Source organism: Bartonella sp. B23 (assembly GCF_053793815.1).
This window is the reverse complement of record NZ_CP200033.1, coordinates 778,127-800,900: the sequence shown is the minus strand read 5'-3', so window position 1 is coordinate 800,900 and position 22,774 is coordinate 778,127. Positions and strand designations below refer to the sequence as shown.

Here is a 22,774-nt window from a genome sequence, read left to right as displayed (position 1 = left end):
ATCGTTTTTCACTGGCCGCTTTCAGATATGCTGGAAATGGAACCGCAAGAATTGATCTTTTGGCGAAAGCAAGCAGCAGAGAGGTATAAAACAAAATGAGCAAGAAAGTTGCTGACGCAAAGGTAAAATTAACACTTGAAGACAAAATAACTGCACCTCTTAAGCGTTTACAAAAGCGTTTTAAGGAATTGTCTCATGGATTGGGGGTTCCTCGCTTTTCTGCTGCGGTAACAAAGATGACGGCAAGCCTTAAGGGTGTTCAAAGTGCCCTTGGTACAGCGGCCAGTCGCACAGCAGTTTTTTCTGGCGCGTTAGGGATTGCTGGTGGTGGTCTTGTGGCCAGTTTGACGGCTGTTACGATGAAAACCATGCGCATGGGAGATAGTCTTCACCATGCGTCACGGCATTTAGGTATGAGCGTTGCATCGCTTCAATTATGGGGTGATGCAGCGGATAATTCTGGAACTTCTGCTGAGGTTTTTCAACAATCTTTAGCTGTTTTAAATAGGCGTTCTGCACAAGCTTTTGCTGGGCAAAGAAGAGGAATTATGGGGTTTGAGGCGCTTGGCATTTCTGTAAAAGATGCTTCTGGAAAGCTCAAATCCAATTCAATTTTGTTGGAAGAAATTACCGATAAGATGGGCAAGATACAAAATCAAGCGCAAAGACAGCATATTGCTGCTCTGCTTTTTGGGGGTGATGGCAAGGAAATGGCTGCAATGCTCTCGCAAGGTATGGAGCCCATCAAAGATCTCTTTGCAAAGGCAAGAAAGGGGAAATGGCTTATAGGGGCAGATGTTGCGCAGTATGCGGCAGATTTAAGTGATAAGCTTGGTGCTTTTAAAAAGAAAATTGGTGGTGTTGCCAGTTTTATTGGGGCGCGTTTTATGCCTGTTATGAATGATATGATCGATGCTTTTTCCGCTTTGATTGATAAAAATCGTGATCTTATTCAAACAACCATTACTGAATGGGCGAAAACCTTAAAACAAGCGCTTAAAGATTTACAGGATCCTGCTTCCGATTTAAGAAAGAATATTACCGATATTACGGAAAGGATTAAAGGTTGGTTTAAGTGGATGGAGCCACTAATTGGTGAAATAACCCTCTTTAAGATTGCTCTTGTTGCACTTGGTTCTTTTATTTTTGCTCCACTCATTGCATCATTGGCTGCACTTGGATCAGCATTTACTATGCTTGGTTTTGCTATAGCAACTACACCCATAGGCCGGATAATCGGTGGTATTGCACTGCTTATTGGGGCTGGATATATGCTCTATCAAAACTGGGATAAAATTAATGGCTGGTTGGCTGCATCCATAGCTGTGGTTAGTGCAGTTTTTATCGGGTTTTTTGCAATTCTTAGAAGATCCTTGCTTTCAGCAACAGCTACAGCAAGTTTAGCATTTGTCAGACTTTCTATAACTCTTGGAAGATCGCTGCTTTCAGCAATAGCTGCAGCAAGCTCAGCATTTGTATCGCTTGGTATCGCAATCATGACTACCCCTATAGGCTGGATAATCGGTGGTATTGCACTGCTTATTGGGGCTGGATATCTACTTTACAAAAACTGGGATACGGTAACAAGCTACCTGAGCAAGCTATGGGATTCCTTTGCTGCTTTATGCGGTAATGTTTTTGGTAATCTTTTTGCTCTTTTTAAAAATTTTTCTCCACTCTGTTGGATAGCAGAGAAAATTGATTCATTGATTGATTGGTTATTGGGGGTCAATTTAGTGGATGCAGGCGCTAACCTGATCGGTGGGCTTTTTGATGGCATGAAAAGCGCGTGGCAGACGGTGTCTGATTGGCTTAGCAGCGCAGTTAAAAAATTGATGAGCTGGATGCCAAGTTGGATGCAAAAAAAGCTAGGTTTTAGCACTGTGATCAACAAAAACTCAACAGAGACTATCAAAAATCTTACTGAAAAAACCGGTGCGCATGCAACAAAAATTGTTGATGCAGCAGTTGTTACGAATACTCCATTAAGACAATACAATAGCAACTCAGCTAACACGATAGGAGCAAAAACTAAAGATTTTAATACTCTTGAGCCAATGATGGCTCATAAATTTGTTAATGTAGATGCCTCTATTACGATCACCAATTTGAATATTTCAGGGGGAGATGGTTCTCCCGGTGACATTAATGCTGCGATCAATAAAGCCCTTGAAAATCATGCCAAACAACAGCGTTTGGCGATCGCATCGAGTCTTTCGGATTAAACGCCATGATGTTAGCGTTAGGAAGCTTTATTTTTTCGCTCAAAACAGCAACTTATCAAACCCTTGATATGTCTTATGACGTTCCATGGGTTGAGCAAGGACGATTAGGAAGAAAATCTGTTCTTCAATTACCAGCTGTTGCTAATGCAGAACTGTCATTAACAGGTGTGATTTATCCAGATTTTAGAGGTGGTCGTGGACAGTTAGATTACCTACGACAAATGACGCATGACGGTGCTCACATCCTTGTGACGGGGCAGGGAAGAATTTTAGGCAAATTTGTTATCCTTTCCGTTTCTGAGAAGCAAAGTGTTTTTCATTATGATGGCACACCCAAAAAACAAGAATTTACTGTGCACTTGAAAGAATATGGTGGTGATTAATGAGTCATCTTTACATCACCAAAGATGGTGATATGGTTGATGCTATTTGCTGGAAGTATTACCCCAAAGGTCAACAGGCGCTTGCTGTTGAGCGTGTTTATGCAGCCAATGCTGGACTTGCGGATTATGGGACAATGTTACCAGCAGGGATCACAATTGTTTTGCCTTCCTTACTTTATCCAAAAGCGACACCAGTAATCAGAATTTGGGGCAGCGGATAATGAAACCTTTTTGTGTGGTTATGGCCAATGGAAAAGACATTACAAGCTCTTTAATGGATTATGTTTTGTCCATTAAAATTACGGATGAAGCAGAGGAAAAAAGTGATCGCATCACCATAGAGCTTGATGATCGTGCACGTCATAGCGATAATGGCTTTCTTGATATTCCTTTAATTGGAACAGTGACTGCTGTGACATTAGGCTATGAAGGTGGTCAAACACGCGATATGGGGAGCTACTTAATAGATGAAATATCCGTTAGCAATCCACCACGAAGTTTAAGTGTGACTGGCCATGCAGCATCAATGAACACATCTTACCGAACGCCTCAAAGCCGATCTTATCACCAGCAAACATTAGGAAGCATTGTTCAAGAGATCGCAAGACGCAATGGTTACATCCCAAAGATTGATCCTGCTCTTGCAAAAATTGTTGTGCGTCACATTGACCAAACGTCGGAAAGTGATATGGCTTTTGCTGCACGCCTTGCTGAAGCATATGATGCTGTTGCAAAACCTGTTGATGGAAAACTTGTGCTTGCTAAGCGTGGGTTTGGCATAGCCATTACGGGTGAGCCACTTCCTATTGTTTCCATTCATGAACAAATGTGTAGCTCTTGGGATTTTAAGTACAGTGCGCGTGAGGAAGCAGGGGCAGCCAATGGCTTGGGAACGGATGTGGGTGACGATCAAAAAGCTGCTTCTGCTGCAAGAGCACCAGAAGAGATTGATGACAGTTCTGATCTCATCCATATGGATAAAAGCGATATTCCAGCATTACCTGAGCTAAAAAGAAGAGAAAAAGGGTTACAAGAATCTAACCAAGAAGAGGAAGAGAAAAAAGGTGGTGTGATTGCTAGCTACCATGATTTGCGCAGTGGTGAAAAAAAAGAGGTCAAAGTTGGGAATGCACCCTTTCATGAATTAAAATATACCTACCATAATCAATCAGAAGCTGTTGCAGCAATTGCTGCTTATCGTAATAGATCCTCGCGTGGACAAGCATCCTTTTCGTGTAGCATGGGTGGCAACCCCTTTGTTCAAGCAGAAGCAAAGCTGATCCAAGAGCCGCCTTTCCGACCTTATATTCCAGCAGAATGGCGGATCAAAAGCGTTAAGCACAAACTTGATAAAACTGGTGGTTACACCACAAATATAGAATGCGAGCTCTTTAATAAAGCACAGGAAGATCCAGCAGGGAATATTGCCAATATAACACCAGACAAAGATGACATTATCGACCCAAGTGCTCACTCCACCACGGCATATGATGAAGGCGAAGATGTCATCCATATGGATGAGGAAGATGTGTGAGAAAACGGAAGCTACAAAGCTCTCATTGCAGAAGCAAAATGCATTTTAGAATGCTCATCTTCATGGGGGTAAGGCTCGCTGTTTACGGTTGGGAGTAACCATTGATCGCTGCCATTTAATGTAAGCTATTTGTTGACATTTATCATTTTCTACATTATATAAAGGAATGATTAAAACATTTAAAAGCAAAGAATTGGCTGAATTATTCAAAACAGGAAAATCATCCAAGATTGATAAGAGACTTGTAAAACGCATCATTGTTCGTCTCGATCGTTTAGATGTTTCTGAAAGACTAGAAGATATGAATCTACCAGGATTTAATTTTCATGCTTTGATTGGATATTCACCCACCCGTTATACTGTTCATGTTAATGGACCATGGTGTATTACCTTTGAATTTAATACATGCCATGCTTATCGTGTTGATCTTGAACAATATCACTAAGGATACAGTTATGAATGATATTCCTGCACAAAGAGATAAAAACCGTTGCCCTTCTCATCCAGGTGATTTACTGGCAGAGATCATTTCTGAAACCGGCAAAACAAAATCAGAAATTGCACAAATGCTTGGTATATCACGCCAACATCTTTACGATATTCTATGTGCCAAAAAACCTGTCTCTCCCTCTCTTTCAGCATGCTTAGGAAAAATGTTTGGGGATGGTGCTGCTGTGTGGTTGCGCATGCAAGCAGCTTATGATGCTTGGCATGCTGAGCGTGAAATAGATGTTAGCAAAATTCCGACACTCCACATTCTTTAATTTTAAGTGCTACTAGAGCTGATGATACTATTTTTTATCAAGATTGCAGAAAGAGTGAATGTATGACATTGCTGTCTTAACGCATTTAAAAGATAAAAACGAGCGTAAGGATGCTATCATTGCTAAATTAGAACCGAAAGCAAAGACCCTTGAAGGCTTAACCCGCTCTGATGGGACTATGTGTGGAATCGGGCTTTATTATTTTTTATTCACAAAGTGATTGTCTCATGCGCGTTGGGAGATCTTTTGAGTCCATTGCTCGTAGATGGGTAGTGCGGACAGACTCCTCTAAACGAGAAAGAATTTCGCCCGTAAGGCTACGATGGTTTGCTTCAGCAAACTCTTCCAATTGATTTTTTAGTTCAACTGGGATGAGAAATTTAAATTGCACACGATCTTTTTTTGTCATGCACCTAAAATATACCTAAAATACACTTGACACAAGGTACTTTTTTGGTACTAAATATGTGCATAGGAGGTAAAATGAAAACGATCCAATATAAAATAAATATGCCACATACATTAAAGGAGTGGTTGTTTGATAGGGCGATAGAGAATGATCGCTCTCTTTCATCTGAAATAATTAACATTCTTAAAAGAGAAAAAGCGCTAGAGCATAAGTCCGCAAAAACCCACTCTAACGCTTCACATCTAATCAACCTGAAAGAGGTTAACCGCCATGAACAATAGCACATACTTACCTATCAATAAAGACAAATTAATCAAATTAAGAGAAATCGAAAACGAGCCCCGTGTTCGCGATGTGGACTTAGCAGAAAAACTAGGGTTTGTTCGTACACGTGACGTTAGAAAATTAATCGCAAGAAATATGAAAGAAATAGAAAGGTTTGGGACGTGCGCCACTATGGCGCACGTAATAAAAGGCAATAACGTAACAGAATATTGGCTTAACGAAGAGCAAGCATTATTGATTGCGACATTATCGAATACAGAAAAATCTTCTCAAGTTCGTTATATGCTTATTAAGCTATTTGTTGCATGGCGCAGAGGCGAGATAAAGCAATCCCATATCCAATCGATCGACTACTCCAGTTCTGAAGTAATCCTTGGTGTTTTAACGCATTTAAAAGATGAAAATGAGCGTAAGGATATAATCATCGCTGAACTCAAGCCAAAAGCAGAAGCGCTTGAAGGTTTAACACGCTCTGATGGTTTGTTTGGTCTTACAGAAGCAGCAAAAGTTTTGGAAGTGCGGCCAAAGGATTTAATTGATTATTTGCGTGGGAATGATTGGGTTTACCGACGTGCTCCAGGATCTGCATTATTGCCTTATCAGGATAAGATCAAGAAAGGTCTGATGGATTGTCCAACTGTCACGATTCAAAGACCCGATGGCACAGAAAAGGTCTTGCCTTCAACAAAAATCACCACAAAGGGCTTGGCATTCTTGAGAGAAGAAATCCATGGGGGTGTGCAATGAATACTGATATCGACTCTTTGTGTGATTTGTGGATGGTATTGTTTCAGATTTGCAATAGCTATGATGGTATGGAAGATGAGGAGCATAATGTTTTGGTTAACACCATGGGCGTAGTAGAAAAAGCTTTAGTTTTAAAGCTTGAGAAAGAAGCTCCACACATTATTAAGATGTTAGCAGTTCTCACAAATTTTGGTGTTTCAGAGTTTTCTTACCTTCTGAAACCTTTGTTGAAGGCTTATGATCCAAGTTTAGAAAACCCACTTAAGAAAGTGGCTTAACCTTTATCAATGAGTCTTATTTCTTCCCGTTGTTAAAGACGGAAAAATGAATTTTAAATATGTCAATCAGCTCCGCGTTTTGCGGGGCTTTTTTTATGGAGGGAAGCAATGCGAAAAATATCGAAAGAGGGGCTTATGCTCATTAAGCAATGGGAAGGACTGCGATTACAGTCTTATCAGGATGCTATTGGTGTATGGACAATTGGTTATGGCCATACCAACGCTGCTGGAGAACCTTTGGTGCGTAAAGGTATGAGTATCACAGAAAAAGAAGCAGAAACCATTCTTTGCCAAGATTTAAAACAATTTGAGAATACTGTTGAGCAAGCAGTCGCTGTCCCTTTAACGGATGAGCAATTTTCAGCATTGGTGTCTTTTTGTTATAATGTAGGGGCAACGGCTTTTTGCAATTCGACGCTTTTAAAAAAGCTCAATAATAGTGATTATGAATCTGTTCCAACCGAATTACAGAGATGGACAAAAGCAGGAGGACAATGTCTCGAAGGTCTTGTTAATCGTCGTGCAGCAGAATCGGGATTATGGGCAAAGGGGTCTTATGTTTGTTCAAATTATCAACCGGTAGAAACAAAAGAACCAACAGGTTTTTTCAAAGCAGAAATTCTTGCACCAATTATTGGTTCTTTTTCTGGACTTGGAGGCTTATTGGCAGGCAATGGCCCAGTTCAATGGGCTTTTGCGGCCATTATGATTATAGCTGCCTGTATCGGTGTTATGTTTATAGCCAAACGTTTTCATGAGCAACGCTTATGATCTGGCGGGTAAAGAAAAATTTAATACTTATGATGGCGGCTTTTGCTGCTTTTTCTATGGCTATAGTGAAAGCATTTTACCTTGGAAAGAAGTTTGGACAACAGAAACAAACAAAGAAAGCTTTAGAATCAGCAGCAACACGGTTTAAGGTGGAAAATGAAATTAACAAGAAAAGTGATGCTGATGTGCGTGCTGATCTCTCTAACTGGTTGCGCGATAAATAGGTCTGTTTCCTGTCTAGGTTGGATGCCCATTTACTTAGGCAAGCAAGATCTGAACGTCATCAGCTCAAACTTAGCAAGAGATATCTTAAAGCATAACAAGCAAGGCGAGTGCTTGTGCGGGTGGAAGCATGGCCAAAAAGAAGACTGAGAAAATAACAGAGTTTACGGAAGCAGAAAAAGAAATGCTTCAAGAAATGATTGTTACCTACCAAAGTGTGAAAATGATGTCTCGCCTTATGAAATGGATTGCATTCATCATTTTTTTATTCATTCTTAATTTTGCACGCCTTATGGATGCACTAGACAATATCTTTGTTCATTTGAAGCAGTGGTTTTCAAAAAGTTGAAAAATATACATAAAAACATGGCCTCTCTTCTTAATATCAGAGATCAGAAAAATCTTTAGTGAGTTTTATATATAAAGAGGTTACTACATCTTATTCATTTGGCGGTTCAAACATTGCCAAGGAGCTTATCATCACAAATTGCGCTTTTTAACAAAAAATCTTCTTTGAGGAGCTTTTAAAGCCCCTTTGAAAGGTCTTTAAAGAAATGGATTAGGACAACAGGAATCATGTCAAATAGTGCAAAACAAGGTAGCAAGCTACAGCTACATTCGAAAATCCTATTCCCTTACCTTTGTTTATTTATCCCGAACCTTAAAAAAACAAATGTAGAATCAATAAGTTATACGCACACAAAAACGCAGTGGCGGAGGGGGTGGGATTCGAACCCACGGTACAGTCTCCTGCACGCCGGTTTTCAAGACCGGTGCCTTAAACCGCTCGGCCACCCCTCCAAACTGAATACGCTTTCTTACAAAATTCTTACAAAAGGTCAATTATTTATTCTTACAAAAGGTCAATTATTTAAATGTATATCTAAACGCTTTTAATAAAATTATCTCAAGAGAATCAAAAACAATCCCTAATCTACCTTTTATTCGAAGATTTCTTTTTAAATCAGTAATTTCATTTTAGGATAGGCGTCTTTTTTCAGAAGAAAATAAAAACAACAGCTTCATGAAATAATCAACATCATCGAGATGTGAAAATGATATCTCTTATGTATGGATAGCTAGACTTATCGTTTTTTATTATTAATTCCATTAGTTTGTGGATGCGCGAGACTATATTTTGCATATCTCAAAAGGCTGTCGACGAAGAGCTAAACTGTCTCCCTTTTTAGAAAATTCCGATACAGCCAAAAAACTCTGATAGAGTCCCGATTCGCAACAATTATAGCATAGTATCAGAAAAATCTGTTTCCCCATCTCTTTGCGTATTCTCCACATAAAAACGCAAAGAATCATTAACCTAATAAATGCACAAAGCTAAATGGTGGGCGATGAGAGACTCGAACTCCCGACATCCTCGGTGTAAACGAGGCGCTCTACCAGCTGAGCTAATCGCCCAATGAAATGATCAACAACTGAATGGAACCTCTTTAAGGAAAATTTTTTTCAAACGCAAGAATAAAGATATTGTTTGATTATTTTTTTAAAAAAATGCATACGCCTGCTTGACATAAACGTATGAACCCCTTACACGACCGCTTGTACCAATTGTCAATTGGTTCATAAGAAGTGCGCGGGTGTAGCTCAGTTGGTTAGAGTGCTGGCCTGTCACGCCGGAGGTCGCGGGTTCGAGCCCCGTCACTCGCGCCATTTTGTGATTTCTTTGTAGAATTTCCATTTTTAAATGTGAACATTTTACTTATAGGGCATATGATCATCAAGACGATGACCTTAGAGTGATTCTAAGAATGCAGCTTTTGTTCCTTTTTACGTAGTTTTTAAGAATAGGGCTTGCGTCTTTCTTTGCTCTGCGTTACCTATGCCAATAGGAAAAATATTGCATGATATGTCCCTGAAACAGTATAAGCAGAGTTAATAAAACCATTATTGCGGTTTGTCTGTTTGATCTAGCAATGTCGGGTGATTATTTTGTTTCAGGCATTTAATTAAGATGGGAGAGGATTATGGCTGATTTATTGAGTTCTTATTTGCCGGTCTTAATCTTTATTGTTGTTTCAGCAATTATTGCTGGATCCCTTTTAATTATGCCTTACATTGTGGCTTATCGCTCCCCGGATCCAGAAAAATTATCGGCTTATGAATGTGGATTCAATTCGTTCAATGATGCACGCATGAAGTTTGATATTCGTTTTTATTTGGTATCAATTTTGTTTATTATTTTTGATCTTGAAGTTGCTTTTCTTTTCCCTTGGGCTGTTTCATTTGGCTCGATAGGTATGTTTGGTTTTTGGTCGATGATCATATTTTTAGCACTCTTGACTGTCGGTTTTATATATGAATGGAAAAAAGGAGCTCTGGAATGGGATTGACTAATAATTCAATGCTTATTGCTCCAAAAAAAAAGGGAATTATTGATCATAATGCCGGTAATTTGATGGGTTCTGACGATAGTTTTCTCCGTGACATTAATGTTGAATTATCGGATAAGGGTTTTTTAGTTACTTCAGCGGATGCTTTGATTACTTGGGCGCGTACCGGTTCTTTAATGTGGATGAGTTTTGGTTTGGCTTGTTGTGCTGTCGAGATGATGCAGTGTTCAATGCCTCATTATGATAATGAGCGTTTTGGATATGCGCCACGCGCTTCGCCTCGCCAATCGGATGTGATGGTGGTAGCGGGTACTCTAACAAATAAAATGGCTCCTGCATTGAGAAAAGTATATGATCAAATGCCGGAGCCACGTTATGTGATTTCTATGGGGTCGTGTGCAAACGGTGGCGGGTATTATCATTATTCTTATTCAGTTGTACGTGGGTGTGATCGCATTGTGCCTGTGGATATTTATGTTCCAGGGTGCCCTCCTACAGCGGAGGCATTGCTATATGGTATATTATTGCTTCAGAAAAAAATTCGTCGTACTGGTTCTATAGAGCGATAGGGATTTCATTATCATGGTGAGTGAATTATTAGTTGAACTTGCTGCCTATTTAAAAAACAAATTAGGAGATAAGCTTGAAGAGACTGTTCTTGCATTTGGTGAGTTGACTATTGTATCGCGTCTTGATGCAATTACGGATGTTTTAATGTTTGTGCGTGATGATTCTCGCTGTCAGTTTATTAATATTACAGACATTAGCGGTGTTGATTATCCATCTCGTGATAAACGTTTTGACGTTTCTTACCAATTGTTATCGCCTCGCGAGAATTTACGTTTACGCGTAAAAGTGCGTACGGATGAAAGTACTCCCGTTGCTTCTGCTTGCTCGATTTACCCTGGAGCAGAGTGGTATGAGCGGGAGATATACGATATGTATGGAATTTTATTTTTTGGTCATCCAGATTTAAGGAGAATCTTGACCGATTATGGCTTTGAGGGACATCCTTTACGCAAGGATTTTCCCGTAACAGGGTTTGTTGAATGTCGTTATGACAATGAAGCAAAGAGGGTAATTTATGAACCTGTTGTCTTGCGACAAGAAATGCGCAATTTTGATTTTCTTTCTCCTTGGGAAGGAGTGTAATGTGTCTTGCCGTGTGATGAAAAATTAGATGTCAACGGGTGGTATTAGAACTTATAGGGCTTGAGATTGAGATAGTAGCTTATTTTATAATAAAACATTTTAATGTGATGGGAACTCTTGTCAGGATTCTGTATGAAGTTTTAAAAAAACAAGGGGTTAATTGTGGCTGAGGTCAATGTTCGAAACTTTAATATCAATTTTGGTCCGCAGCATCCTGCAGCGCATGGGGTTTTGCGTATGGTTCTGGAATTGGACGGTGAAGTTGTTGAGCGTGTAGACCCCCATATTGGACTGCTGCATCGCGGTACAGAAAAGTTAATGGAAACAAAAACTTATCTTCAAGCATGTCCTTATCTAGATCGTTTGGATTATGTTGCTCCCATGAATCAGGAGCATGCTTTTGTGCTTGCTATTGAAAAACTATTGGGTGTTGAGGTTCCTAAACGAGGACAGTTAATACGTGTTTTGTTTTCAGAGATTGGGCGTATTCTTAATCATTTACTTAATGTGACAACGCAAGCAATGGATGTTGGTGCTTTGACGCCACCACTTTGGGGGTTTGAGCAACGTGAAAGATTGATGATTTTTTATGAGCGTGCGTGTGGTGCACGTCTTCATGCAAATTATTTTCGCCCTGGTGGTGTGCATCAAGATTTACCAGAATCTTTGATTGAAGATATTGGTAATTTTATTGATTCTTTTCTTGTTGCTCTTAGTAAACTTGATTCGCTTGTAACGCCAAATCGGATTTTTAAGCAGCGTAATGTGGATATCGGCGTGGTAAGTATTGATGAAGCTTGGGCGCGTGGTTTTTCTGGTGTTATGATTCGTGGAGCTGGTGTACCATGGGATTTACGTAAAAGCCAACCTTACGAATGTTATGATGAGATGGAATTTGATATTCCTGTAGGTAAAAACAGTGATTGCTATGATCGTTATCTGATTCGTATGGAAGAGATGCGTCAATCAGCAAAAATTATGCGTCAATGTGTAGAGCGTTTGTTGAGTACTGAAAAAAATGGACCGGTTTCAAGCTTAGATCGCAAAATTGTACCTCCAAAGCGGTCTGAAATGAAAAATTCCATGGAAGCGCTTATTCACCATTTTAAGCTTTATACGGAAGGCTTTCATACTCCTCCTGGTGAGGTGTATGTTGCTGTGGAAGCTCCAAAGGGTGAGTTTGGCGTTTATCTTGTTTCTGATGGGACTAATAAGCCTTATCGTGTTAAATTGCGTGCCCCTGGATTTGCGCATCTTCAAGCTATGGATTTTTTAACCCGAGGTCATATGTTGGCCGATGCCACGGCTATTTTGGGTTCGATTGATATTGTTTTTGGGGAGGTTGATCGCTAATGTCTGTGCGTCGTCTTGCAGATGATGTTTATCAGCCCGCTGAATTTTCTTTTACAAAAGAAAATCAGATATGGGTAAAAAGTACCATAAAAAAATATCCTGTAGGGCGTGAGCAGTCTGCTGTAATTCCACTGTTGATGCGTGCTCAAGAGCAAGATGGTTGGGTGACACGTGCTGCGATTGAGCATATCGCTCAGATTCTTTCCATGGCTTATATTCGTGTTTTGGAAGTTGCAACCTTTTACACTCAATTTCAACTCAAACCTGTGGGAACAAAGGCACATATTCAAGTTTGTGGCACGACTCCTTGTATGTTACGTGGATCTGGTGAATTGATTAAAGTTTGTCAGAAAAAAATTCATCGTGAACCTTTTGTTACCAATCAGGATGGAACCTTATCATGGGAAGAGGTAGAATGTCTTGGTGCTTGCGTAAATGCTCCGATGGTTCTTATTTTTAAAGATACCTATGAAGATCTTACAGTTGAGCGTCTTGAAGAAATTATTGACGCATTTGAAGCGGGTAAGGGTTCTGAGATAGCGGTTGGTCCACAAAGTAGTCGTAAATCGTCGGAGCCGATTGGTGGTTTAACTTCTCTTATTGATGATGAAAAAGAAAAAAAGATCTCTCAAATTTTTACAAAAAAGGGATAGGAAAAGGATGAGAACATAATCAAGTATTTTTCTTGAGAAAATATTTTATTATTCTACCCATGATGGCAGCATTTAACAAAAAATAAGAAATCTTGAAAAGATATTTAAAAATTGCATTTGAGGAAAAGCAAAAAATGCTATGGAAAAAAGAAAAAAGGGTGGGGTATGCTGGCTGATAAAGATCGCATTTTCACCAATCTGTATGGTTTAAAAGATAAATCATTAAAGGCTGCGATGTTGCGTGGACATTGGGATGGCACCAAGGCGATTATTGACAAAGGCCGTAATTGGATCATTGATGAGGTGAAAGCATCTGGTTTGCGTGGACGTGGTGGTGCTGGTTTTCCTACAGGGATGAAGTGGTCTTTTATGCCAAAACAGAGTGATGGACGGCCACACTATTTGGTTGTCAATGCAGACGAATCAGAACCGGGAACATGTAAAGACCGCGATATTTTGCGACATGATCCCCACACTTTAATTGAGGGATGTGCATTTGCTACCTTTGCTATGGGAGCGAATGTCGCTTTTATTTATATTCGTGGTGAATATATTCGTGAACGTGAAGCGCTTCAAGCTGCTGTTGATGAATGTTATGATGCAGGTTTACTTGGTAAAAAAACGAAATATGGACATGCTTGTGATATTGTTATTCATCATGGAGCTGGTGCTTATATTTGTGGTGAAGAAACGGCTCTTCTTGAAAGTCTTGAGGGGAAAAAGGGACAGCCTCGGCTTAAACCACCATTTCCTGCCAATATGGGGATTTATGGCTGTCCAACAACAGTAAATAATGTAGAGTCTATTGCCGTTGTTCCAACGATTTTGCGGCGGGGTGCTTCGTGGTTCTCATCAATCGGACGGGCAAATAATGTTGGAACAAAATTGTTTATGGTTTCAGGGCATGTCAATGCACCTTGTACATTTGAAGATGCTCTTGGTGTTTCATTTCGTGAATTAATTGAAAAACATACGGGTGGTGTTCGTGGTGGATGGAATAATCTTTTAGCCGTTATTCCAGGAGGGGCTTCTTGTCCAGTTGTTCGCGGTGAGGATATGATCGATGCGGTCATGGATTTTGATGGGATGCGAAATGTCGGGTCTTCTTTTGGCACAGGAGGAATGATTGTTATGGATAGATCAACCGATATTATCAAGGCGATTTGGCGTATATCTGCTTTTTTTAAGCACGAGAGTTGTGGTCAGTGTACACCGTGTCGTGAGGGGACGGGTTGGATGATGCGTCTTTTAGGGCGTATGGTCGAGGGAAGAGCGCAAAAACGTGAGATTGATCTCTTGTTTGAAGTGTCTAAGCAGGTTGAAGGACACACTATTTGTGCGCTTGGTGATGCTGCTGCATGGCCCGTGCAGGGGTTGATACGTAATTTTCGTCCGGAAATTGAGCGCAGAATTGATGATTATACGCGAAATGTAGTCCAAAGCAAAAATATTGCTTTGGAAGTGGTGTAATAAAGAATTTTATTTTAAGAGAAACGGTATCCGCAGGCTGGATGAGTGATGATAAATATCAAAGTTGATGGTAAAGAGATTGAAGTCCCTGATTACTATACGTTGCTTCAAGCTGCTGAGGCGGCTGGTGCCGAAGTTCCTCGTTTTTGTTTTCATGAATCTTTATCAATTGCTGGAAATTGCCGCATGTGTTTGGTTGAGGTTAAGGGCGGACCTCCGAAACCTCAAGCTTCTTGTGCTATGGGAGTTCGCGATTTACGGTTAGGCCCTAATGGTGAAGTCCCAGAAATTTTTACTAACACGGCAATGGTTAAAAAAGCACGCGAAGGTGTTATGGAGTTTCTCCTTATTAATCATCCTTTGGATTGTCCTGTCTGTGATCAAGGAGGAGAATGCGATCTTCAAGATCAAGCGATGCTTTATGGGCGTGATTGTTCTCGTTATAATGAAAATAAGCGTGCTGTAGAAGATAAATATATTGGGCCACTTGTAAAGACGGTTATGACACGATGTATCCATTGTACACGCTGTGTTCGTTTTACGACAGAAGTAGCGGGTATTTCTGAGCTTGGTTTGATAGGTCGTGGTGAAGATGCTGAAATTACGACGTATCTTGAAAAAGCAATGACATCTGAATTACAGGGAAATGTTATTGATCTTTGTCCGGTGGGAGCTTTAACGTCAAAACCTTATGCGTTTCATGCGCGTCCTTGGGAATTGGTAAAAACGGAATCGATTGATGTAATGGATGCGCTTGGTAGCGCAATTCGCATTGATAGTCGTGGTCGTGAAGTGATGCGAATTATGCCGCGTACAAATGAAGATGTAAATGAGGAATGGATTTCTGATAAGACGCGTTTTATTTGGGATGGATTGCGCACTCAGCGACTTGATAGGCCATATGTACGCAAAGATGGAAAATTTCAGCCTGTAAATTGGACAGAAGCTTTTGCAAAAATTAAAATGGTGGTTTCTAAAACATTGCCAGAAAAAATTGGAGCGATTGCTGGAGATCTTGCGTCTGTTGAAGAAATGTATGCACTTAAAACATTGCTTCTTTCATTGGGGTCAGAAATATTTGATTGTCGTCAAAGAGGGATGGTTTTATCCCCTGAATTTGGGCGTTCAAGTTATATTTTTAATCCGACGATTGCAGGTATTGAACAGGCTGATGCATTGCTTATCGTGGGGTCTAATCCACGTTATGAAGCTGCTGTTTTAAATGCACGTATTTTAAAGCGCCAGCGGATGGGACATTTTCCTATCGCATTAATTGGAGAAAAGGTCGATTTACGTTATCCTTATTCTCATCTTGGAGCAGGTACCAATGCATTGAGTGCACTTGTTCGTGGTGAAGATGCGTTTTTAAATGTGTTAAAAGAAGCCGAAAAGCCACTTATTCTTATCGGGGAGGGAGCTTTTTCAGGTAAGGAAGGCTTGTGTGTTTTAAAAAATCTTGCAAAATTAGCTGATAGTGTTGGAGCTCTTAGCGAGAAATGGAATGGGTTTGGTGTTCTTCACAATGCTGCATCAACTGTTGGAGGGTTGGATATAGGTTTTACTTCCAAACTTGGAGTTGCAAATATTCTTAAAACCTGTGAAGTTTTATTTTTGCTTGGTGCTGATGAAGTAGAATTGGCTAATAAAAAAGCTTTTACAGTTTATATTGGTAGCCATGGTGATAAAGGTGCACACGCTGCTGATGTTATTTTGCCAGCATCAGCTTATACTGAAAAATCAGGGCTTTATGTGAATACAGAAGGGCGTGTTCAAATGACAAATCGGGCGGGTTTTGCCCCAGGTGAAGCAAAAGAAGATTGGGCTATTTTACGTGCTTTATCGGATGTTTTAGAACGAAAGCTTCCTTTTGATTCTCTTTCTCAATTAAGACAGAATCTGTTTGATGATTATCCACATCTTTGTGTCATTGATGATATAGCGCCTTCTGATATAGATGATCTTAAAGTTCTTGGTTCACAAACGGTCGTTTTAGAAGCACAAACGTTTCCTTCTATGGTAAAAGACTTTTATTTGACAAATCCAATAGCACGTGCTTCTGCCATTATGGCAGAATGCTCATCTTTTGCAAAGAATCGTGCTATGCAAGCTGTAGAGTAAAGGTAGAAGGAAAAGGGTAATGATGTATAATTTCTTTATGACTTGGCTCTTGCCATTGCTCATTATAGTCGGAAAAACACTTCTCCTTTTAGTTGTTCTTCTCATTCTAGTTGCTTACCTTCTTTACGCAGATAGAAAGATTTGGGCTGCTGTACAATTGCGTCGTGGACCAAACGTTGTTGGTCCGTGGGGTTTATTACAGTCTTTTGCGGATTTGATTAAATTTATTGTTAAAGAGCCTGTTATTCCTGCTGGTGCGAATAAGGGTGTTTTTCTATTAGCGCCTTTTGTGTCCGCTACACTTGCTTTATCAACGTGGGCTGTTATTCCAGTTAATGAAGGATGGGAAGTTGCAAAAATTAATGTTGGTTTGCTTTATATTTTGGCTATTTCATCTCTTGAAGTTTACGGCGTAATTATGGGGGGGTGGGCATCAAACTCTAAATATCCTTTTTTAGGGGCTCTTCGTTCCGCTGCACAGATGGTTTCTTATGAGGTTTCAATTGGATTTGTACTTGTAACCGTCATTTTAGTGAGTGGTTCATTGGATCTTACAACAATTGTTCATAAACAAAGTTCTGGAATTGGTACGATCCTTGGTCTTCCTTTTAACAGTTTTCTTGATTGGAATTGGCTCGTTCTTTTTCCAATGTTTATTATATTTTTTATTTCTGCACTTGCAGAAACGAATCGTCCCCCTTTTGATTTGGTTGAAGCTGAATCTGAACTTGTAGCTGGTCATATGGTTGAATATTCTTCAACACCTTATATGCTTTTTTTTCTTGGTGAATATGTTGCTATTGTTTTAATGTGCGCATTAACAACCATTTTATTTTTAGGCGGCTGGTTGCCTCCCTTGGATGTTTGGTGGCTTAATTGGGTTCCTGGTATTATTTGGTTTATTCTAAAGGTTTGTTTTGTATTTTTTTGGTTTGCTATGGTTAAAGCATTTGTTCCGCGTTATCGTTATGATCAGCTTATGCGGCTTGGTTGGAAGATTTTTCTTCCTCTCTCATTAGCGATGGTTGTAATAACTGCTTCTTTCTTAAAATATACTGGTTTTGCTTAAGAGGAGCTCTTCATATGTCAGATCTTATTCAAGCAGCGAAATCACTCCTTTTGTTGGAATTTGTGAGCGCTTTTTTCTTGGCAATGCGTCAGTTTTTTTCACCAAAGCCTACAATTAATTATCCTTATGAGAAGGGGGTTGTTTCTCAGCGTTTTCGTGGTGAACATGCATTACGTCGCTATCCAAATGGTGAAGAACGGTGTATTGCATGTAAATTGTGTGAAGCGATTTGCCCTGCTCAAGCTATCACAATTGAAGCGGGACCGCGGCGTAATGATGGTACGCGTAGAACTGTTCGTTATGATATAGACATGGTTAAATGTATTTACTGTGGTTTTTGTCAAGAAGCATGTCCGGTTGAGGCTATTGTCGAAGGTCCAAATTTTGAGTTTGCGACGGAAACGCGTGAAGAACTTTATTATGATAAGGAAAAGCTTTTGTTGAATGGAGATCGCTGGGAGCGGGAAATCGCTCGTAATATATTGATGGATGCACCTTATCGTTAAGTGTATTGTTGAATGATGGGGTGTCGGATAATTTTTCCGATAAATTGTAATCTGGTATGAAGTATTATACCAATTGTTTGATTGGCTGAGGAGAGGCCTATGCTAACGGATCTAGCGGCAGCGTTTTTCTATTTGTTTTCTTTTGTTATGCTTGTGAGTGCTGTTATTGTTATTACAGCACGTAATCCTGTGCATTCTGTCTTATTTTTAATATTAGCGTTTTTTAATGCTTCTGCCTTGTTTTTGCTTGCAGGAGCAGAATTTTTAGGGCTTATTCTGCTTGTTGTTTATATTGGAGCTGTCGCTGTTTTGTTTTTATTTGTGGTTATGATGCTTGATGTTGATTTTGCTGGGTTAAAAGGTGGTGCACTTCGGTATGCTCCTATTGGGGTTTTTATTGGGGGCATTGTTTCCGTAGAATTAATTATTGTTTTTGTTGCTAGCCATTTTTCTCCAGTTCTTAGGACAGATATTACGCAACCAATGCCAGATCTAGCGCAGCGAACAAATACACAAGCATTAGGCGACATCCTCTACACGGATTATATTTTTTATTTTCAAATTGCTGGAATAATTTTATTGGTTGCGATGATTGGCGCTATTGTTTTGACACTTCGTCACAAATCGGGTGTAAAGCGACAATCTATCGCGGTGCAAGTGTCTAGAACAGTAGAAAATGCAATCGAAATCAAACAAGTTGAGTCAGGTAAGGGCGTTTAAGGGGGGGAGGCTATGCACATTGATATCACTCATTATCTGGTTGTTTCTGTTTTAGTGTTTACAATTGGTATTACTGGAATTTTTCTCAATAGAAAAAATGTGATTATTATCTTGATGTCCATTGAGCTTATATTGCTTTCAGTGAATCTTAATTTTGTTGCATTTTCAGCGTTTCTTCATGATCTTGTTGGTCAGATATTCGTTTTATTTATTTTAACCGTAGCGGCTGCTGAAGCCGCGATTGGTTTAGCAATTCTTGTGGTTTTTTTCCGTAATCGTGGTTCTATTGCGGTTGAAGACGTTAATGTAATGAAAGGCTGATCAGTGATGTATTATACGATCGTCTTTCTTCCACTTTTAGGCTTTTTAATTGCTGCTCTAGGTGGAAAAACTATAGGAAATCGGGCGAGTGAATTGGTAACTTGTAGCTTTATGGTCATTGTCGCTGTATTGTCTTGGATAGTCTTTTTTGGTATTGCACTTGGTCATGTTCCGGCAGTTGATCTCTTACTATTGCATTGGCTTGCCGTCGATGGATTAACTTTTGATTGGGCTTTGTATGTTGATACTTTAACAGCTGTCATGCTTGTTGTTGTAAACAGTGTTTCGGCATTGGTGCATATTTATTCAATTGGTTATATGCATCACGATCCTTCCAGGTCACGTTTTTTTTCTTATCTGTCTTTATTTACATTTATGATGCTTATGTTGGTGACATCCAATAATTTGATTCAGATGTTTTTTGGATGGGAAGGTGTGGGGCTTGCGTCTTATTTGCTCATTGGTTTTTGGTTTCAGAGGGATTCAGCCAATAAGGCTGCAATGAAAGCTTTCGTGGTTAATCGTGTTGGAGACTTTGGTTTTCTCTTAGGAATTTTTAGTATTTTTGTTTTATTTCAATCTGTTGATTTTTCTTCTATTTTTGCAAAAGCTGCCGACAAGGGATTCATGCAGAATGTAACATTTTTAGGTTTGCATCTTGATGGTCAGACGGCAATTACTGTTACATGTTGTCTGTTATTTATTGGTGCTATGGGGAAATCAGCCCAGTTTTTTTTACATACATGGCTCCCTGATGCAATGGAGGGACCGACGCCTGTATCAGCACTTATTCATGCAGCAACGATGGTAACGGCAGGTGTTTTTATGGTTGCGCGTATGTCACCAATTTTCGAACTTTCTTCCATTGCTTTGACAGTAATTATTATTGTTGGTTCAACAACTGCATTTTTTGCAGGAACTGTCGGATTGGTGCAAAATGACATTAAGCGTGTCATTGCTTATTCTACATGTTCGCAACTTGGTTATATGTTTGTTGCATTAGGTGTTGGAGCTTATGGAGCAGCCGTTTTTCATCTTTTTACACATGCTTTTTTTAAGGCTTTATTATTTCTTGGTGCAGGTTCTGTAATTCATGCTGTGTCTGATGAACAAGATATGCGAAAAATGGGTGGGTTGCGTAAACATATACAAGCAACTTATTGGATGATGGTCATAGGAACTATTGCCTTGACCGGTGTTGGAATTCCAGGGACACTTTTCGGGACTGCTGGTTTTTTTTCTAAGGATGCAATTATAGAGTCTGCTTTTGTATCTCATAATATTGCTTCAGGATATGCTTTTTGGCTTCTTATTTTTTCAGCTTTATTAACCAGTTTTTATTCGTGGCGGCTTATATTTATGACATTTCATGGTAAACCACGTGCGACCATTGATGTGATGCATCATGTTCATGAATCGCCTTTTGTTATGTTGCTTCCTCTCTTCATTTTATCTATTGGAGCAATATTTTCGGGTGTTGTTTTCCAACCTTATTTTTTTGGTAGTTTATATGATGTTTTTTGGAAAGGGGCGTTATTTACAAACAGCCATAATCATATTCTTCATGATATCCACGATGTATCCTATTTAGTAAAATGGTCACCATTTATAGCAATGATTCTTGGATTTATGTTAGCCTATTTATTTTATATTTCTGTTCCTTCTCTTCCTAAGAAATTAGCTAGATTTATGCCTAGATTGTATCAGTTTCTTTACCAAAAATGGTATTTTGATCAATTGTATCACTTTTTGTTCGTTCATTCTTCTTTAAGAATTGGTTCCTTTCTTTGGAAGGTGGGAGATGGCAAAATTATTGATGGTTTAGGTCCGAACGGTATAGCAGCGCGTGTTGTTGATATTACAAATAGAGTTGTTCGGATACAAACGGGGTATCTTTATCATTATGCATTTGCAATGCTAATTGGGATTGCATCGCTGATCACATGGATGATGATCGGGGGCATAAATTGATGATTGATTGGCCTATTCTTTCTACGATTACCTTTTTGCCGCTTGTTGGTGTGATTTTAATTTTGTTTATCAAAGATGATAGCGAAGCAGCACGACATAATATACGCAATGTAGCATTTTTTACGAGTGTTTTTGTTTTCATTATTTCTTTAATTATTTGGGCTGGTTTTGATCATACAAATGCTGATTTTCAAATGGTTGAGAAATTCAATTGGTTAGGAGGGGGTATTAGTTACCGTATGGGAATAGATGGTATTTCTATTCTTTTTGTTGTCCTCTCAGCTTTTCTTTTGCCTTTCTGTATTTTAGCAAGTTGGGAAAATATTAAAGATAAATTAAAAGCTTATATGATTGCTTTTCTTCTTCTTGAAGTTGCGATTATTGGAGTCTTTTGTGCTCTTGATGCAATTTTATTTTATGTTTTTTTTGAAGGCAGTCTTATTCCAATGTTTATTATTATAGGTGTTTGGGGTGGGGTACGTCGTGTTTATGCGAGTATGAAGTTTTTTCTTTATACTTTACTTGGATCAGTGCTTATGCTGGTTGCTATTATGGCTATGTATTGGGAAGCTGGGACACTCGATATACCAACTTTATTAACACACCAATTTCCAGCGCATATGCAAATGTGGTTATGGTTTGCATTTTTTGCTTCTTTTGCGGTTAAAATGCCGATGTGGCCAGTTCATACATGGTTACCTGATGCTCACGTGGAAGCTCCGACGGCTGGTTCTGTTATTTTAGCCGGTGTTTTGCTCAAATTAGGCGGTTATGGTTTCCTTCGTTTTTCTTTACCAATGTTTCCTGTCGCTTCATTAAATTTTTCTCCTTTGATTTTCGTATTATCGCTTATTGCGATTATTTATACATCACTGGTTGCTCTTGTTCAAAATGACATAAAAAAACTTATTGCTTATTCTTCAATAGCGCATATGGGATATGTGACTATGGGCATTTTTGCTGTGAATGAACAAGCTATTCAAGGCGCTATTTATCAAATGCTCTCGCATGGAATTGTTTCAGCAGCTTTATTTCTTTGCGTTGGGGTTATCTACGATCGTTTGCATACACGTGAAATTTCAGCTTTTGGTGGCTTAGTGAATAACATGCCAAAATATGCTGTTGTTTTCTTAATCTTCACGATGGCAAATGTCGGTTTACCAGGAAGTTCAGGATTTTTGGGTGAATTTTTAACCTTAATAGGTGTTTTTCAGGTAAATAAATTTGTCGTTGTTTTTGCTACAACTGGTGTTATTTTGTCAGCTGCTTATGCACTTTACCTTTATCGGCGTGTGGTTTTTGGTTCTCTGGATAAAGAGAACTTAAAAGTCCTTCTTGATCTCTCTTCACGAGAAAAATTTATTCTTTATCCGATGGTTGTTCTTACGATATTTTTTGGTATCTATCCAACCCCTGTTCTTAAAGCAACGGCATTTTCTGTAAAATCCCTTGTTAGTAAACTACACTAAATTAAG

The 22,774-nt window shown here is 39.3% G+C and carries 28 protein-coding genes, 3 tRNA genes and 1 pseudogene; 29 read left to right on the top strand and 3 right to left on the bottom strand.

Annotated features, from left to right (window positions below; translation table 11 throughout):
• Positions 1-27 precede the first annotated feature (27 nt).
• The 8 genes and pseudogenes from V4B17_RS03470 to V4B17_RS03435 all read left to right on the top strand — a co-directional run.
• Positions 28-99, top strand: a complete 72-nt coding sequence (locus V4B17_RS03470; RefSeq protein ID WP_455480176.1) for a hypothetical protein — start codon at positions 28-30, stop codon at positions 97-99.
• A complete protein-coding gene (locus tag V4B17_RS03465) occupies positions 96-2,225 on the top strand; it encodes a phage tail protein (RefSeq protein WP_455480078.1) in 2,130 nt (709 codons plus the stop codon). Before V4B17_RS03470 ends, V4B17_RS03465 begins: the two co-directional genes overlap by 4 nt.
• 5 nt (positions 2,226-2,230) lie before the next feature.
• Positions 2,231-2,608, top strand: a complete 378-nt coding sequence (locus tag V4B17_RS03460) for a phage tail protein (RefSeq protein WP_455480077.1) — start codon at positions 2,231-2,233, stop codon at positions 2,606-2,608.
• Positions 2,608-2,829, top strand: a complete 222-nt coding sequence (locus V4B17_RS03455; RefSeq protein WP_455480076.1) for a tail protein X — start codon at positions 2,608-2,610, stop codon at positions 2,827-2,829. Before V4B17_RS03460 ends, V4B17_RS03455 begins: the two co-directional genes overlap by 1 nt.
• Positions 2,829-4,142, top strand: a complete 1,314-nt coding sequence (locus V4B17_RS03450) for a phage late control D family protein (RefSeq protein ID WP_455480075.1) — start codon at positions 2,829-2,831, stop codon at positions 4,140-4,142. The genes V4B17_RS03455 and V4B17_RS03450 overlap by 1 nt, the downstream gene beginning before the upstream one ends.
• A gap of 166 nt (positions 4,143-4,308) precedes the next feature.
• Positions 4,309-4,587 carry a type II toxin-antitoxin system RelE/ParE family toxin gene (locus tag V4B17_RS03445; RefSeq protein ID WP_455480074.1) on the top strand — a complete coding sequence of 93 codons (279 nt, stop codon included), beginning with the start codon at positions 4,309-4,311 and terminating at the stop codon, positions 4,585-4,587.
• A 10-nt stretch (positions 4,588-4,597) separates the two neighbouring features.
• Positions 4,598-4,906 (top strand): HigA family addiction module antitoxin, encoded by a 309-nt coding sequence (locus V4B17_RS03440; protein WP_455480073.1) that lies wholly within the window; start codon positions 4,598-4,600, stop codon positions 4,904-4,906.
• Positions 4,907-4,973: 67 nt separating this feature from the next.
• Positions 4,974-5,081: pseudogene (locus V4B17_RS03435) on the top strand (phage antirepressor Ant); the annotation flags it as partial.
• 30 nt (positions 5,082-5,111) lie between these two features.
• Here V4B17_RS03435 and V4B17_RS03430 read toward each other — a convergent pair.
• Positions 5,112-5,315 carry an Arc family DNA-binding protein gene (locus V4B17_RS03430; RefSeq protein WP_455480072.1) on the bottom strand — a complete coding sequence of 68 codons (204 nt, stop codon included), beginning with the start codon at positions 5,313-5,315 and terminating at the stop codon, positions 5,112-5,114.
• A gap of 74 nt (positions 5,316-5,389) precedes the next feature.
• Here V4B17_RS03430 and V4B17_RS03425 point away from each other — a divergent pair, with 74 nt between their 5' ends.
• The 7 genes from V4B17_RS03425 to V4B17_RS03395 all read left to right on the top strand — a co-directional run bounded on the left by V4B17_RS03425 (position 5,390) and on the right by V4B17_RS03395 (position 7,967).
• A complete protein-coding gene (locus V4B17_RS03425; protein WP_455480071.1) occupies positions 5,390-5,596 on the top strand; it encodes an Arc family DNA-binding protein in 207 nt (68 codons plus the stop codon).
• Positions 5,586-6,347, top strand: a complete 762-nt coding sequence (locus V4B17_RS03420; protein ID WP_455480070.1) for a phage antirepressor KilAC domain-containing protein — start codon at positions 5,586-5,588, stop codon at positions 6,345-6,347. Before V4B17_RS03425 ends, V4B17_RS03420 begins: the two co-directional genes overlap by 11 nt.
• A complete protein-coding gene (locus V4B17_RS03415) occupies positions 6,344-6,625 on the top strand; it encodes a hypothetical protein (RefSeq protein WP_455480069.1) in 282 nt (93 codons plus the stop codon). The genes V4B17_RS03420 and V4B17_RS03415 overlap by 4 nt, the downstream gene beginning before the upstream one ends.
• A gap of 108 nt (positions 6,626-6,733) precedes the next feature.
• A complete protein-coding gene (locus V4B17_RS03410; RefSeq protein ID WP_455478943.1) occupies positions 6,734-7,396 on the top strand; it encodes a lysozyme in 663 nt (220 codons plus the stop codon).
• Complete coding sequence (locus V4B17_RS03405) at positions 7,393-7,620, top strand: hypothetical protein (protein WP_455480068.1); 228 nt, start codon at positions 7,393-7,395, stop codon at positions 7,618-7,620. The genes V4B17_RS03410 and V4B17_RS03405 overlap by 4 nt, the downstream gene beginning before the upstream one ends.
• On the top strand, positions 7,553-7,768 hold the full coding sequence (locus tag V4B17_RS03400) for a hypothetical protein (protein ID WP_455480067.1): 216 nt from the start codon (positions 7,553-7,555) through the stop codon (positions 7,766-7,768). Before V4B17_RS03405 ends, V4B17_RS03400 begins: the two co-directional genes overlap by 68 nt.
• Positions 7,749-7,967 carry a hypothetical protein gene (locus V4B17_RS03395; RefSeq protein ID WP_455480066.1) on the top strand — a complete coding sequence of 73 codons (219 nt, stop codon included), beginning with the start codon at positions 7,749-7,751 and terminating at the stop codon, positions 7,965-7,967. The genes V4B17_RS03400 and V4B17_RS03395 overlap by 20 nt, the downstream gene beginning before the upstream one ends.
• Positions 7,968-8,329: 362 nt before the next feature.
• On the opposite strand, the gene V4B17_RS03390 is transcribed toward V4B17_RS03395, so the two are convergent.
• Both V4B17_RS03390 and V4B17_RS03385 read right to left on the bottom strand, forming a co-directional pair.
• Positions 8,330-8,419, bottom strand: a tRNA-Ser gene (locus tag V4B17_RS03390).
• Between the two features lie 539 nt (positions 8,420-8,958).
• A tRNA-Val gene (locus V4B17_RS03385) sits at positions 8,959-9,034 on the bottom strand.
• A 175-nt stretch (positions 9,035-9,209) separates the two neighbouring features.
• On the opposite strand from V4B17_RS03385, the gene V4B17_RS03380 reads away from it, so the two are divergent.
• From V4B17_RS03380 to V4B17_RS03315, 14 genes are all read left to right on the top strand, one after another.
• A tRNA-Asp gene (locus V4B17_RS03380) sits at positions 9,210-9,286 on the top strand.
• A 314-nt stretch (positions 9,287-9,600) separates the two neighbouring features.
• On the top strand, positions 9,601-9,966 hold the full coding sequence (locus tag V4B17_RS03375) for an NADH-quinone oxidoreductase subunit A (protein ID WP_455480065.1): 366 nt from the start codon (positions 9,601-9,603) through the stop codon (positions 9,964-9,966).
• Complete coding sequence (locus V4B17_RS03370; protein WP_455480064.1) at positions 9,957-10,535, top strand: NuoB/complex I 20 kDa subunit family protein; 579 nt, start codon at positions 9,957-9,959, stop codon at positions 10,533-10,535. Before V4B17_RS03375 ends, V4B17_RS03370 begins: the two co-directional genes overlap by 10 nt.
• A 16-nt stretch (positions 10,536-10,551) precedes the next feature.
• A complete protein-coding gene (locus V4B17_RS03365) occupies positions 10,552-11,118 on the top strand; it encodes an NADH-quinone oxidoreductase subunit C (protein WP_455480175.1) in 567 nt (188 codons plus the stop codon).
• 162 nt (positions 11,119-11,280) lie between these two features.
• Positions 11,281-12,471, top strand: a complete 1,191-nt coding sequence (locus V4B17_RS03360) for an NADH-quinone oxidoreductase subunit D (RefSeq protein ID WP_455480063.1) — start codon at positions 11,281-11,283, stop codon at positions 12,469-12,471.
• A complete protein-coding gene (gene nuoE, locus V4B17_RS03355) occupies positions 12,471-13,124 on the top strand; it encodes an NADH-quinone oxidoreductase subunit NuoE (RefSeq protein WP_455480062.1) in 654 nt (217 codons plus the stop codon). Before V4B17_RS03360 ends, nuoE begins: the two co-directional genes overlap by 1 nt.
• 165 nt (positions 13,125-13,289) lie before the next feature.
• Positions 13,290-14,594, top strand: coding sequence for an NADH-quinone oxidoreductase subunit NuoF (gene nuoF, locus V4B17_RS03350; RefSeq protein ID WP_455480061.1), 1,305 nt, complete (start codon positions 13,290-13,292; stop codon positions 14,592-14,594).
• A 48-nt stretch (positions 14,595-14,642) separates the two neighbouring features.
• Positions 14,643-16,712: an NADH-quinone oxidoreductase subunit NuoG gene (gene nuoG, locus V4B17_RS03345; RefSeq protein ID WP_455480060.1), complete on the top strand. Its 2,070-nt coding sequence runs from the start codon at positions 14,643-14,645 to the stop codon at positions 16,710-16,712.
• A 22-nt stretch (positions 16,713-16,734) separates the two neighbouring features.
• Positions 16,735-17,781, top strand: a complete 1,047-nt coding sequence (gene nuoH, locus V4B17_RS03340; protein WP_455480174.1) for an NADH-quinone oxidoreductase subunit NuoH — start codon at positions 16,735-16,737, stop codon at positions 17,779-17,781.
• A gap of 14 nt (positions 17,782-17,795) precedes the next feature.
• Complete coding sequence (gene nuoI / locus V4B17_RS03335; RefSeq protein ID WP_455480059.1) at positions 17,796-18,287, top strand: NADH-quinone oxidoreductase subunit NuoI; 492 nt, start codon at positions 17,796-17,798, stop codon at positions 18,285-18,287.
• 99 nt (positions 18,288-18,386) lie between these two features.
• Entirely contained in the window at positions 18,387-19,007 is a 621-nt protein-coding gene (locus V4B17_RS03330; RefSeq protein ID WP_455480058.1) for an NADH-quinone oxidoreductase subunit J, read from the top strand.
• Between the two features lie 12 nt (positions 19,008-19,019).
• Positions 19,020-19,328 (top strand): NADH-quinone oxidoreductase subunit NuoK, encoded by a 309-nt coding sequence (nuoK, locus tag V4B17_RS03325; RefSeq protein WP_455480057.1) that lies wholly within the window; start codon positions 19,020-19,022, stop codon positions 19,326-19,328.
• A gap of 6 nt (positions 19,329-19,334) precedes the next feature.
• A complete protein-coding gene (nuoL, locus tag V4B17_RS03320) occupies positions 19,335-21,299 on the top strand; it encodes an NADH-quinone oxidoreductase subunit L (protein ID WP_455480056.1) in 1,965 nt (654 codons plus the stop codon).
• On the top strand, positions 21,299-22,768 hold the full coding sequence (locus tag V4B17_RS03315; protein WP_455480173.1) for an NADH-quinone oxidoreductase subunit M: 1,470 nt from the start codon (positions 21,299-21,301) through the stop codon (positions 22,766-22,768). The genes nuoL and V4B17_RS03315 overlap by 1 nt, the downstream gene beginning before the upstream one ends.
• Positions 22,769-22,774 lie beyond the last annotated feature (6 nt).